At 65.0% G+C, this 12018-nt stretch carries 14 protein-coding genes; 5 read left to right on the top strand and 9 right to left on the bottom strand.

Going from position 1 to position 12018, the window contains the following annotated elements:
* The 3 genes from DK926_RS25300 to DK926_RS25290 all read right to left on the bottom strand — a co-directional run.
* Positions 1–199, bottom strand: a 199-nt coding sequence (locus DK926_RS25300) for an FAD-dependent oxidoreductase (protein WP_114332687.1), incomplete at its 3' end; no start/stop codon positions are given.
* A gap of 127 nt (positions 200–326) precedes the next feature.
* Positions 327–1379 (bottom strand): quercetin 2,3-dioxygenase, encoded by a 1053-nt coding sequence (locus DK926_RS25295; RefSeq protein WP_114332686.1) that lies wholly within the window; start codon positions 1377–1379, stop codon positions 327–329.
* On the bottom strand, positions 1376–2242 hold the full coding sequence (locus DK926_RS25290; RefSeq protein WP_114332685.1) for an alpha/beta hydrolase: 867 nt from the start codon (positions 2240–2242) through the stop codon (positions 1376–1378). The genes DK926_RS25295 and DK926_RS25290 overlap by 4 nt, the downstream gene beginning before the upstream one ends.
* Before the next feature lie 72 nt (positions 2243–2314).
* Between DK926_RS25290 and DK926_RS25285 the strand changes: the two genes are divergently transcribed.
* Complete coding sequence (locus tag DK926_RS25285; RefSeq protein WP_114332684.1) at positions 2315–2926, top strand: TetR/AcrR family transcriptional regulator; 612 nt, start codon at positions 2315–2317, stop codon at positions 2924–2926.
* 10 nt (positions 2927–2936) lie between these two features.
* On the opposite strand, the gene DK926_RS25280 is transcribed toward DK926_RS25285, so the two are convergent.
* Positions 2937–3278 carry a hypothetical protein gene (locus DK926_RS25280; RefSeq protein WP_114332693.1) on the bottom strand — a complete coding sequence of 114 codons (342 nt, stop codon included), beginning with the start codon at positions 3276–3278 and terminating at the stop codon, positions 2937–2939.
* A gap of 129 nt (positions 3279–3407) precedes the next feature.
* Here DK926_RS25280 and DK926_RS25275 point away from each other — a divergent pair, with 129 nt between their 5' ends.
* Both DK926_RS25275 and fabG read left to right on the top strand, forming a co-directional pair.
* A complete protein-coding gene (locus DK926_RS25275) occupies positions 3408–4145 on the top strand; it encodes a 1-acyl-sn-glycerol-3-phosphate acyltransferase (RefSeq protein WP_114332683.1) in 738 nt (245 codons plus the stop codon).
* Positions 4146–4199: 54 nt separating this feature from the next.
* Positions 4200–4958 carry a 3-oxoacyl-ACP reductase FabG gene (gene fabG, locus DK926_RS25270; RefSeq protein ID WP_068427338.1) on the top strand — a complete coding sequence of 253 codons (759 nt, stop codon included), beginning with the start codon at positions 4200–4202 and terminating at the stop codon, positions 4956–4958.
* Between the two features lie 44 nt (positions 4959–5002).
* On the opposite strand, the gene DK926_RS25265 is transcribed toward fabG, so the two are convergent.
* Positions 5003–5521: an Lrp/AsnC ligand binding domain-containing protein gene (locus tag DK926_RS25265; protein WP_114332682.1), complete on the bottom strand. Its 519-nt coding sequence runs from the start codon at positions 5519–5521 to the stop codon at positions 5003–5005.
* Between the two features lie 109 nt (positions 5522–5630).
* On the opposite strand from DK926_RS25265, the gene hppD reads away from it, so the two are divergent.
* On the top strand, positions 5631–6827 hold the full coding sequence (gene hppD, locus DK926_RS25260) for a 4-hydroxyphenylpyruvate dioxygenase (protein WP_114332681.1): 1197 nt from the start codon (positions 5631–5633) through the stop codon (positions 6825–6827).
* A 74-nt stretch (positions 6828–6901) separates the two neighbouring features.
* Here hppD and DK926_RS25255 read toward each other — a convergent pair whose 3' ends face one another.
* From DK926_RS25255 to DK926_RS25245, 3 genes are all read right to left on the bottom strand, one after another.
* Positions 6902–7747: a 3-hydroxybutyryl-CoA dehydrogenase gene (locus tag DK926_RS25255; protein WP_279387107.1), complete on the bottom strand. Its 846-nt coding sequence runs from the start codon at positions 7745–7747 to the stop codon at positions 6902–6904.
* A 2-nt stretch (positions 7748–7749) separates the two neighbouring features.
* Entirely contained in the window at positions 7750–8907 is a 1158-nt protein-coding gene (locus DK926_RS25250) for an acyl-CoA dehydrogenase (protein WP_068427511.1), read from the bottom strand.
* A 202-nt stretch (positions 8908–9109) separates the two neighbouring features.
* On the bottom strand, positions 9110–9763 hold the full coding sequence (locus DK926_RS25245; RefSeq protein ID WP_114332679.1) for a TetR/AcrR family transcriptional regulator: 654 nt from the start codon (positions 9761–9763) through the stop codon (positions 9110–9112).
* A gap of 89 nt (positions 9764–9852) precedes the next feature.
* Here DK926_RS25245 and xylB point away from each other — a divergent pair, with 89 nt between their 5' ends.
* Positions 9853–11232, top strand: a complete 1380-nt coding sequence (gene xylB / locus DK926_RS25240; RefSeq protein ID WP_114332678.1) for a xylulokinase — start codon at positions 9853–9855, stop codon at positions 11230–11232.
* Between the two features lie 65 nt (positions 11233–11297).
* Here xylB and DK926_RS25235 read toward each other — a convergent pair whose 3' ends face one another.
* Positions 11298–12017 (bottom strand): sulfite exporter TauE/SafE family protein, encoded by a 720-nt coding sequence (locus tag DK926_RS25235; protein ID WP_207890913.1) that lies wholly within the window; start codon positions 12015–12017, stop codon positions 11298–11300.
* Between the last annotated feature and the right edge of the window lies 1 nt (position 12018).

Raw genomic sequence — 12018 nt, 5'->3', positions numbered from 1 at the left:
GGTACAGCAGTGGCTGGAACAGGTGGTGGGTGGTCTTCGCGATCAGCGTGACGTCGACATTGGCCTTACGCAGTTGTTTCGCTGCGAACAGGCCGCCGAACCCGGAGCCGATGATGACGACGTGATGCCGGTGCACCCGCTGCGCGAGGGCTGGGGTGAGTTCTGGCGTGTTGGACACGGCTGCGTTGGAGGCAGACATGGATGTGTCCTTCCGAGTTCGGGACGGGCCGGTTCGCGGTCTGTCGTGTGTGCTGTGTCACGATGGTGCTTGAAGAGTACACCACTTCGTGTGCATATGTTAAGACAATTTTGACCGGTCTAAGAAATTACCGTCGAGCTGGCGGCGGTCCCACCACGACGAGGTCCAACTCGGCGCGAGCGCGAGCAAATCCGGACTCGGGGAACGAGCCGGGATTCAACTCGTCGTGGACGTTGTCGTCCGTGGGTGTGTTCATGTATTCGAAGAATTTCTCGAAGATGCCGGTGGTGAGAATCCCGAGCATCTGAGTGCTGTTGCCGTCGAACGCGAAGCTGTGGACCGTTCCCGCGGGTGCGTGTACGAAGTCGCCCTTGGTGAGCAGGATCTCCTGGCCGTTGACGTGCAGCAGAATTCTTCCCTCGGTACAGAAGAAGTTCTCGGTGTGTGCGCGGTGGAAGTGCCGGGGAATGTAGGGGCTCTTGGCGCCCCGCGTGTGCACCGCGAAGTAGGTACCAGCGGTGTTCCTGGAGCGCGCAAGGTAGGTGTTGAGCTGCCCCGAGCTCTTCCACCGCTCACCCTCGCCCGCCTTGACGACGAACGGTGTCGCGTGATGGGGCAGCGCCTTCCCGGTCAGTGCCGGGCGGTCGATCTTCTCGAGGTTCGCGTAGCGAATTCCGAACTGATCGGCGAGCTCCGAATCGCGCAACGGCGAGCTGGTTCCGGTGAACACGTGCGACTGGGTGGCGGTGCCCTGCGCCGTGGCCATGGCATGGCCGTCCCCGGCGGTGGTCCAGCTCAGAAACTTGTTGGCGTGAGCCGTCATTCGGTACGCGTACGGGGTGCCCGCCGGGATCGTGGCGCAGTCGCCGGGGATGAGGACCTGGGTCTCGCGGGGGAGCCACAATTGGATTCGGCCTTCCAGAACGTACAGGAAGGTGTGTTCGCGATCGTGTGCAACGAACGGAGTCTCCACGCCCTTGCCTCCGTAGACGTAGGCGGCGCCGAATTGCCCACCGGTGTCCTCCGGGCGAGCGATGACGGTGACGAGTTGACCACCGAGGTCGTACCGAAGGCCCTCGCCGGACGAGATGAAGTAGGGAGCGCACCGCCCCGGTAGGCGATCGACTTCGGGAATCAGCGAATGTGTGTCCTCGATGGATGGAATCTCTGAGGTGATCACGCGGAAAGTCCTTGTCCTAGATGGTGTTCGAAGAATCGTGCAATGGTGTCCATCGACAGATGGCCGTGCGTCGTGGTGTCGCGTCGGATCTCGGCAGGGGCGTCGGGCTCGGCTTCGAGCCGCCCCTGGTCGAGAAAGACGCCTGGACCCAACTCGAGAACGGTGCCGGGGTTGAAGAATCCGTGCCCGAAGTTCTGCACGAGGTACAGGGTGGAATCGTGGCGCGCCGTGCGTAACGCGTCGTGCAGCGCGATGCTGTGCGACGCAGGGACGAGTGTGTCCGCGGTGCCGTGCGCGATCAGAAACGGCGGGACGCCGGTGCCGACCTGCCATGCAGGGCTTGCCGCGCGGGCGAGTTCGACGTTCTCGCGTAGGGGGCCGCCCAGTAGAGCGGCCTCGGGCGAGTCGTCGCTCTGGCTCTCGAAGGTTGTCGGTCCGTAGCCGTCGACGACGGCCTGAACGGCACTGCTGACGCCGTGTGGCTCCTCGCCGTCGAGAGCGAGTCGACTCGAATGGATACCGGTCAGTGCAGCGAGATGTCCGCCTGCGGACGATCCCCACATACCGATCCGGTTCGGGTCCACCCCGAACTCGTCGGCATGGTTCCTCAGCCACCGAACGGCCGCGCGGACGTCGTGTAGCTGGCCGGGGAACGTCGTGCCCGGAGTAAGTCGGTAGTCGATCGAGACCATGACGAAACCGCGTTCGACGAAGTGGCGTGCGAAATCGGGTCGCGCTTTCCTGTCCTGCATCCGCCACCCGCCACCGTGCACCCACACGATCGCGGGGCGATTCGATGCCCCATCGGGGGCGACGACGTCGAGTAGAAGGCCGGGTGCGAACTCGATGTCGAGTTTCTCCATGCGTCAACCGTACACCAAAACAAAGGATCCCTTGTTTCCGCCGACGGACCGGCGCGAGTACTGTCGTGCGTCATGGCGCGTGGGAGGTACTCCGTCGGAGACGAACGAAGGCAGCACATCGTCGAGGCGGCAGCGGCGCGATTCGCGAGCGAGGGGTACCACCGCACCGCGATGACCACGATCGCGTCGGACGTCGGTATCAGCGAAGGTGGTCTGCTCCACCACTTCCGATCGAAGAAGCATCTGCTCGTGGCCGTCGCGCAGGAGCGCTTCGAGTCGTCCGCGAGGTGGTGGGACGCGTTGCCCGACGACGTGATCGGGCTGGCGACGCTTCAGTACATGGTCGATGCGACGCGTCGATATCTCGCCGAGCCGGGGCTGATCTCGTTGCTCGTGCTGGTCAACGCCGAAGCTGCGGACCCGTCGAGCCCGGCGCACGAGGTGTACGCAGGTCGGTACGACATCGCGGTGCAAGGATTGGGTGAGCGCCTGCGCGCCGGGATCGACCGTGACGGCTTGGACCCCGACATCGACTACGACGCCGTCGCGCGTGAATGCCTGGCCGTCAGCGACGGTCTACAGCTGCAATGGGTCATGAGCAACGAGGCGATCGACATCGTCGCCGGCGTGAAGGCGCACATCGACCGCCTCGGACCGGCGCTGCGTCGTCGAGGAACTACCTGATTCGGCCGGGCTAGCGGTCGTGCGTCGTGCGGTCGTGTGGCGTGTTGTCGTGCGGGGTGCGCTCGCCTGTGTTGCGATCCACGTCGAACACCACATCGGGTGAATCCGGATGGTACACAACGGGAGTCGGGTCTTGCGCGTTCTTCGCACTTGCGCGGAAGCACAGCAGGCCGGTCGTGAAGATGGCGATCACGGCGATGCCTGCGATCAACGCCCATCCTTCGAAGCCGCCCCCGAGGGCCACGATGAACAGCCCGGCGGACACCAGGCCGAGCAACATGCAGGCGAGTCCGGCGCGATTCTCGGCCGTCTTTATCCAGCGAGGGTTACGTGGTTTCTTCTGCTCTGCCATGGTCCTCAGTCCCTTCAGGTTGCCGTAGGTGCGCACGAGTGGCTGCCGTGTCGCATACCCGGCAAACCGGGACTTACACGTGAACGAAGGAGCGGCGGTGGCCCGCGTCCGACCGTCTAAGCTTTCCGCATGGAGCGCCCCGCCGTAGTTCTCGAAAACGATCAGGCCGTCTACGACTTCTATCTACGGCACCAACAGAACCGGCAGGTTGCGCGTCTCGCCTATGCAGCCCTTGCCCGACGCTTCAAGCCTCGGCTGCGTTACCCCGACGGTGCACGCGAGGAGTTGCGCAGGCTGGTCTACGACGACGCGCGGTTGATCATCGCCATCAATCACCTCACCGAGACCGACCCCTACACCGTCGCGGCCACGGCATGGTCGAGTCCGCTGCGTCCCGTCATCGGTCGCACCCGGGTGCTGGCGAAGGACGAGCTGTTCCAGGAATCGAAGCAGCGCAGGCGAATCGACATGATGGGCGGCATCCCCGTGTTTCGCGGCAAGAATCACGGCATGCGGGCCGTCAGCGCAGCAGGAAACCGCATGATGGACATCAGCGCCGAGAGAATGCGACGCGGAGACGACCTCGCGATCTTCCCCGAGGGCACGTGCAATCTGGAGGATCCGACGCAGGTCCAAAAGGTCGGCAGCGGGATCGGCCATATCGCAGTGCGGGCGCGGAAACTCGGGGTCGAACCGATCCTCGTCTGCATCGGTCTGAGCTACGGGCCCGAATCGACCAAGCTGAAGTCCGCGTCGGTGTACATCGACACCCCGATCCGGGACCTGCCGGACAAACCGATCGACATTGCCCGGGTCGTGTCGACCGGACTGCAGAAAGCCGTCGACGGGGCGGTAGTTGCGTACTGAGGTTTGGTAGAAACAGTTCGAGGTTCTCATCGATCGCAACTTCAGGAGATGCACGTGAGTGATCAGATCAAGACTGCCGTAGTGACCGGAAGCGCCCGCGGAATCGGCGCAGCCGTCGCCAAGCGTCTGGCCAAGGACGGATTCGGTGTCGCTGTCGTCGACCTCGACGAGTCCGCCTGCGCGGACACCGTCGGCGCCATCCAGTCCGCGGGCGGGCACGCCGTCGCCATCGGCGCGAACGTCGCCGACGAAGAATCGGTTCGAACCGCGGTGGACCGGATCGCCTCCGAATTCGGTGCCCCGACCGTTCTCGTCAACAATGCGGGCATCACCCGTGACAACCTTCTGTTCAAGATGACCGTCGACGATTGGGATTCCGTTCTGGGCGTGCATCTTCGCGGCTCGTTCCTGATGACGCGTGCGGTGCAGAAGCACATGATCGATGCGAAGTGGGGGCGCATCGTCAACTTGTCCAGCACGTCGGCTCTCGGCAACCGTGGACAGGCGAATTACGCGGCCGCCAAGGCGGGTATGCAGGGCTTCACGAAGACCCTCGCTATCGAGCTCGGCAAGTTCGGTGTCACCGCCAACGCCATCGCACCGGGCTTCATCGAGACCGAGATGACGGCAGCCACCGCGGAGCGCGTCGGCGTGCCCTTCGAGGACTTCAAAGCAGCTGCGGCAGCGCAGATTCCGGTCAACCGCGTCGGACATCCCGACGACATCGCGCACCTCGCGTCGTTCTTCGTCAGCGAGGGTGCAGGCTTCATCTCGGGTCAGGTCGTGTACGCCGCGGGTGGTCCGAAAGATTAGTGCGGCTTCGCCGCCCGTGCGTGGATGGTCGGACTCTGGGCCAACTAGCCACGCACGGGTGGGTGCGCACCGCGGTACGCGGGCGACTTCGCCCCCTTGCCGGTATCGAGAGTCCGCAGCAGCGGCATCGAGCGGTAGGGAATCAGAACCGACAGAACCACCACGCTCGTCGATCGCACGACGACGCCGGAACGATTGAGTTCCAGTAGTACGTGCTGCAAGCCCATGTGCGACGCGGCCGCGATCCGGCACAGCACATCCCCGGCTCCCGTCGTCGCGAACGCTTCGAGAACGCCTGGGATGGACGACAGTTCGTCGGTCACGCTGTCCAGTGCGCCCTGCGCGATCTCCAGGGTGACGAACGCCTGGACCCCGAAACCTGCCGCTTCGACGTCGAGACGAGGTTCGTAGCCGGCGACGACGCCGCAGTCTTCGAGCTTCTTCATCCGTGCCTGCACAGTGGCGCGTGCGATCTTCAAGCTCCGAGACAGTTCGAGCACTCCGGCCCTCGGGCGTTCGTGAACGGCCTCGAGCACCGCGAAGTCCAGCGCATCCAGCTCCATGTGAGCAAAGTGTAGAGAAAGGGTGCGTGGTCGTGTGCAGGATTCGGCAATCGGCCTAGCTGTTGCTCGTCCGATTGACTACCTGGTCGCGATCCTCTGTGGTAGCAGCATGAGCATCGATCAGCTACTCACCGACGACGAACGACTCGCTTCCCTCGACGCCCGTGCGCTGCGCCAACTCGTCGGATTGGTGGAGTACGACGCCTCCGCCGATCCGTTTCCGGTGAACGGATGGGACGCGCTGGTATGGGTCGTCGGGAACGCGACGCAGACAGCGCACTTCTTCCGATCCGCATTCGGCATGGAACTGGTGGCCTATTCGGGGCCGACGACCGGACACCGTGATCGGCACAGTTACGTTCTGATCAGTGGCGCAGTGCGATTCGTGATCGAGGGTGCGGTCGACCCGTCGAGCGAACTCGTCGAGCACCATCGGCGACACGGTGACGGCATCGTCGACGTCGCGTTGGCGGTACCCGACGTCGACAAGTGCATCGAGCATGCGCGACGGCAGGGCGCGACCGTGCTCGTCGAGCCGTACGACGTCTCCGACGAGCACGGGGTCGTACGGCTCGCATCGATCGGGACGTACGGGGACACGCGGCACACCCTCGTCGACCGGTCGCGGTACACGGGCCCCTACCTGCCGGGGTACACGGCGCGTGCTTCGGCGGGACATCGACACGGCCGCACAGTATTCCAAGCGCTCGACCATGTCGTCGGCAACGTCGAACTCGGCAACATGAATCGATGGGTCGACTTCTACCACCGCGTCATGGGGTTCACCGACATGGCCGAGTTCGTCGGCGAGGACATCGCCACCGACTACTCGGCGTTGATGAGCAAGGTAGTGGCCAGCGGAGACCACCGAGTGAAGTTTCCGCTCAACGAGCCGGCCGTCGGGAAGAAGCGTTCGCAGATCGACGAGTATCTGGACTTCTATCGCGGACCGGGTGTGCAGCACATCGCCCTTGCGACGCAAGACATTCTGCGATCCGTGGACGTGCTGGTCGAGGAGGGCATCGAGTTCCTGGCGACACCGGAGTCCTACTACCAGGATCCGGAGTTGCGTGCGCGCATCGGCGACGTCCGTGTGCCGGTGGAGGAACTTCAGAAGCGCGGCATCCTCGTGGACCGTGACGAGGACGGCTATCTGCTGCAGATATTCACCAAGCCGCTCGTCGACAGGCCGACGGTGTTCTTCGAGCTGATCGAACGCCACGGCTCGCTCGGCTTCGGCATCGGGAACTTCAAGGCACTGTTCGAGGCGATCGAGCGCGAACAGGCGGCGCGGGGGAATTTCTGAGTGCGCCTTCGGCGCCCGTGCGCGGATAGTCGGCCTATGGACCGACTTTCCGCGCACGGGTGGCGCAGCCGCACTCAGTAGGTGTAGAAACCCTTGCCCGTCTTGCGGCCGAGCTGTCCGGCGTCGACCATGCGCTGCAGCAGAGGCGGCGGCGCGTAGTGCGGCTCACGGAATTCGGCGTACAGGGACTCGGCGACGGCCAAGGTGACATCCAGACCGACGGTGTCGGTCAGACGCAACGGACCCATCGGGTGCGCGCAACCGTTGACCATGCCGTCGTCGATGTCCTCGGCGCTCGCGAAGCCGGACTCGAGCATGCGAATCGCCGACACCATGTAGGGGATGAGGAGGGCGTTGACGATGAAGCCCGCGCGATCACCGGAGCGAATGGTCTTCTTGCCCAACGTGTTCGCTGCGTAGTCGGTGACCGCAGCAACGGTGTCTTCCTCGGTGACGAGGCTGACTACGATCTCCACGAGCGGCAGCACCGGCACCGGGTTGAAGAAGTGGACACCGACGACCTTGCCGGGCCGCTTCGTCGCGTTCGCCATCTTGATGACCGGGATCGACGACGTGTTGGTCGCCAGAATGCCTTCCGGCTTCACGATCGCGTCGAGCTTGCCGAACAGCTCCAGCTTGAGCGATTCGATCTCCGGCGCGGCCTCGACGACGAGATCGCGATCCGCGAAATCGTCGATATCGAGCGTGAGAGTGATTGCCGCACGGGCTTTCTCGGCAGCGTCGGCCTCGATGCGACCGGATTTGACGGCGCGCGCGAACGACTTGTCGAGCCGAGCCTCGGCCGCGTCGGCTGCTTCCTGGGTGGTCTCGAGCACGATGACCGAGGATCCCGAGCGGGCTGCGACCTCGGCGATACCTGCGCCCATCGTGCCACCGCCGATGACACCTACGAGTTCGATGCTCATTTCAGCAGCGCCCGCGACATGACGACACGCTGAATCTGGTTGGTGCCCTCGTAGATCTGCGTGATCTTGGCGTCGCGCATCATGCGCTCGACCGGGAAGTCGGTCGTGTAGCCGGCACCGCCGAACAGCTGGACGGCGTCGGTGGTGACCTCCATGGCGACGTCGGACGCGAAGCACTTTGATGCGGCGGAGATGAAACCGAGGTTCTTCTCACCGCGCTCGGCGCGCGCAGCGGAGGTGTAGACCATGAGGCGCGCGGCTTCCACCTTCATCGCCATGTCGGCGAGCATGAACTGCACCGCCTGGAAGTTGCTGATGGACTGCCCGAACTGCTTGCGGTCCTTCGTGTATTCGATCGCGGCGTCCAGTGCTCCCTGCGCGAGGCCGACGGCCTGTGCGCCGATGGTGGGACGCGTGTGGTCGAGCGTCTGCAGCGCCGTCTTGAAGCCGGTGCCGGGTTCGCCGATGATGCGATCGCCGGGGATCTTGCAGTTCTCGAAGTAGAGTTCGGCCGTCGGCGAGCCCTTGATGCCGAGCTTCTTCTCCTTGGGGCCGACGACGAATCCTTCGTCGTCCTTGTGCACCACGAACGAGGAGATGCCGTTGGCGCCCTTGTCGGGATCGGTGACGGCCATGACCGTGTACCAGTCGGACTTGCCGCCGTTGGTGATCCAACACTTCGAGCCGTTGAGGACCCAGTCGTCACCGTCGGCCGCGGCGCGGGTACGCATGCTCGCAGCGTCGGAACCGGCCTCACGCTCGGACAGTGCGTACGACGCCATCGCACCACCGGCGAGCGACGGAAGGACCTGCTTCTTCAGCTCGTCGGAGCCGTTGAGGATGAGGCCCATCGTGCCGAGCTTGTTGACGGCGGGGATCAACGACGACGATCCGCAGACACGTGCGACCTCTTCGATGACGATGCACGTCGCGACGGAATCGGCGCCCTGGCCGTCGTACTCCTCGGGGACGTGAATGGCGTTGAAGCCCGAGTTGTTGAGAGCGGTCAGCGCCTCTTCGGGGAAGCGCGAGTTCTCGTCGACGTCCTTCGCGTACGGCGCGATCTCCTTCTCGGCGAGCGCACGAATGGCTGCGCGCAACTCGTCGTGCTCCTCGGGAAGCTTGAAGAGATCGAAGTCCGGGTTTCCGGCCATGAGCGGCTGTCTCCTTGGTATCGATCGTCGGCACTGAGTGCCACGGATGGTTCCAGAGTACGGCGGTCGGCGTTGCGAATCAAGGGCCGGCTGGCACTCGGTGCCAGGTGGTCGCGTGCGAATCCGCATCGATGGGCCGCGGCAGTCGATAGACGGCTCGAGAGCGCCATCGATGCGGTCGGAATGCGGGCGAAACGCCCGGTCAGCGCCCCAGCTGCTCCGAAATTGCGTCGACGACGGCATCTCGCGATACCCCGCGCGGGAAAACGGCGACGATGACCTCGTCCGACGACGGCTGAAAGCTGGCCCTGACCTTGGACAACGCGGCCTGCAGATCCGCAGGCGCGGTCGCGACGCCGTCGCGGATCATGCGTCGCAACACGAAGTTGTGGGTAGCGGTGACCGACGCACAGAACTGGATCGTCTCGAGGTGCGAGTGGTCGGGGACGGCCCGACGCAGATAGTCGACGAAGAGGCGCTCGTAGCGGAATACCGTCACGATCTCCCTGTCACGCAGTGCCGGATTGACGTGCACCACCTGGTAACGGAGTGTCGCGTACTCCTTCCATCCGGAGAACCGATCGAACACGAGCTGGGCGGCGTCGCAGACCGCGACCCAGGGATCGTCGTGGTCACGGTCGAGGAATTCCGCGGCCTGGGTCAGCAGAATTTCGTGATCGGCGAAGATGACGTCGTCCTTGCCACGGAACTGGCGAAAGAACGTGCGACGCGAAATGCCGGCGGCCTCGGCGATGTCGTCGACCGACGTCGCGTCGTACCCGTTGGCGGAAAACAGGTCGAGGGCAGCTTTCGCCACGGCAAGGCGAAAGGCGTCGGAATCCTCGGTGTCACGCATAGCTGACGAACGTAGCGGAATCCCTCGGCGCCCTGCTACTGGCGGTAGGGTCACCGGTAAGCAGTGCCACGTGGGAAGGGAAGAAGATCTTGGCTCTCGTCGCAGGTATCGATTCGTCCACCCAATCGTGCAAAGTGTTTGTCCGCGATGCCGATTCGGGAGAGCTGGTGCGCAGCGGGCGGGCCAAGCATCCCGACGGCACCGAGATCGACCCGGCGGCGTGGAAGGTTGCGCTCGACACTGCAGTCGCCGACGCGGGCGGTCTCGACGATGTCGACGCGGTGGCCGTCGGCGCGCAGCAGCACGGAATGGTCTGTCTCGACGACGGGGGCGCTGTCGTGCGGCCGGCCTTGCTCTGGAACGACATCAGGTCGGCGGCTTCGGCGCGCGACCTCGTCGACGAGGTGGGTGCGCAACAGTGGGCCGATGCCGTCGGCGTCGTCCCGCTCGCCTCGATCACCGTCAGCAAGCTGCGGTGGCTCGCGGACAACGAGCCCACGAACGCGGATCGTACTGCGGCCGTATGCCTTCCGCACGACTGGTTGAGTTGGCACCTCGGTGGCGCAGGCAGCCTCGACACCCTGGCCACCGATCGCGGTGACGCCAGCGGCACGGGATACTTCTCCGCGGCCACGAACACGTACCGCGAAGACTTGCTGGAACTCGGTATGCGAGGCCGTAAGCCGCGGTTGCCGCGGGTCGCGGGACCGTCGGAACGCATCGGCGAGACGGCGAGCGGTGCGATCATCGGACCCGGCACCGGCGACAATGCCGCTGCCGCACTCGGACTCGCGGCCGGTGTCGGTGACGTCGTCGTATCGATCGGTACGTCGGGTGTCGTCTCCGCGGTCACCGACGTCGGGGCGGCCGACCCGTCGGGCATCATCGCCGGATTCGCCGACGCCACCGGCAGGCAGCTGCCGCTGGTCTGCACGCTCAACGCCGCCCGGGTGCTCGACGCGACGGCGTCGCTTCTCGGCGTCGATCACGACGAATTGTCTTCGCTGGCATTGTCCACCGCGAGCGATGGCCTGGTGCTGGTGCCGTACTTCGAAGGGGAGCGGACGCCGAACCGGCCGGATGCGTCCGGTTCGATTCACGGTCTGCGACTGCACAATTCGACGCCGGGGCATCTGGCGCGTGCCGCGGTCGAAGGGCTGCTGTGCGGGCTGGCCGACGGTATCGACGCGCTACGCGCGGCCGGGATCGAGACGCGACGGGTGCTGCTCATCGGCGGCGGCGCGAAGTCCGCGGCAGTTCGTGAGCTGGCGCCTGCGATCTTCGGTGTACCGGTCGTCGTGCCGGAGCCGGGCGAATACGTCGCCGACGGTGCTGCACGGCAGGCGGCCTGGACACTCGCCGGCACCGCGGAACCACCGCAGTGGGCGTCGGCGCGCGCTCGGACGTACGAGGCGGATCCGACGCCTACGATTCGGGAGCGATACGCCGAGGCCGCCTCCCGCCCGTGAGCGCGAATGCACAGCCGGCAGGAGCGTAGCCTGCGGAGCGACCCGAAGGCGCTGTACATTCGCACTCACGAGAGGAGCTGCTGGCCGATCAGAACGACGGCACCGACGGTCGAGACCGCGATGGCCATCAGCCTCAACCGGCGGCGGTCCATGACGCGATTCACGAAGCGCGACAACACGTAACCGAGAATCGCCGCCGGCGTCAGCAGCAGAAACAACCACGCGGTGTGCAGCGTGACCGCACCGGCGGCGGCGAGCGCGACCAGCGACAGGACCGAACCGACCAGAAAGAAGGCGCTCATCGTCGAGCGCAACTTCGCTCCGGTGTTCCGCTGCCACACCAGCGCCATCGGTGGGCCGCCGATCGACGTCGCCGTCGCGAGCAGTCCGGATGCCGCGCCTGCGACCACAAGATTTCGTCTGCGCGGCAATGGAATCCATCCCAGAGACGTCAAACCGATACCGAGCAGAACGACGAACGCGAGCATCAAGGCCAGTCCGCGCTCGGGTAGCGCGACCAGGAGCAGAGCGCCGGCGATGGTGCCCGGCACCCGACCCGCGAGTGCCCAGCTCGCTCCGGACAGGTCGAGCGCCGTCCCGTCGCGAATGAGCACCATCGTGCTGACGACGATCGCCAACATGATCAGCGTGCCGGGCACCAGACCCGGGTCGACGATCGCGACGATGGGTGCAGCCAACATGCCCATCCCGAAACCGATCGACGCCTGCATCGCCGATGCGAAGAAGATCGAGGCGGCGACGACTGCGAACCCGACCGTGGTCAGA

It is taken from the genome of Rhodococcus sp. Eu-32, assembly GCF_003336925.1.
Taxonomy (GTDB): Bacteria; Actinomycetota; Actinomycetes; order Mycobacteriales; family Mycobacteriaceae; genus Rhodococcoides; species Rhodococcoides kyotonensis_B.
The sequence above is the reverse complement of the archived record's forward strand: the minus strand, read 5'-3'. Positions and strand labels throughout refer to the sequence as shown.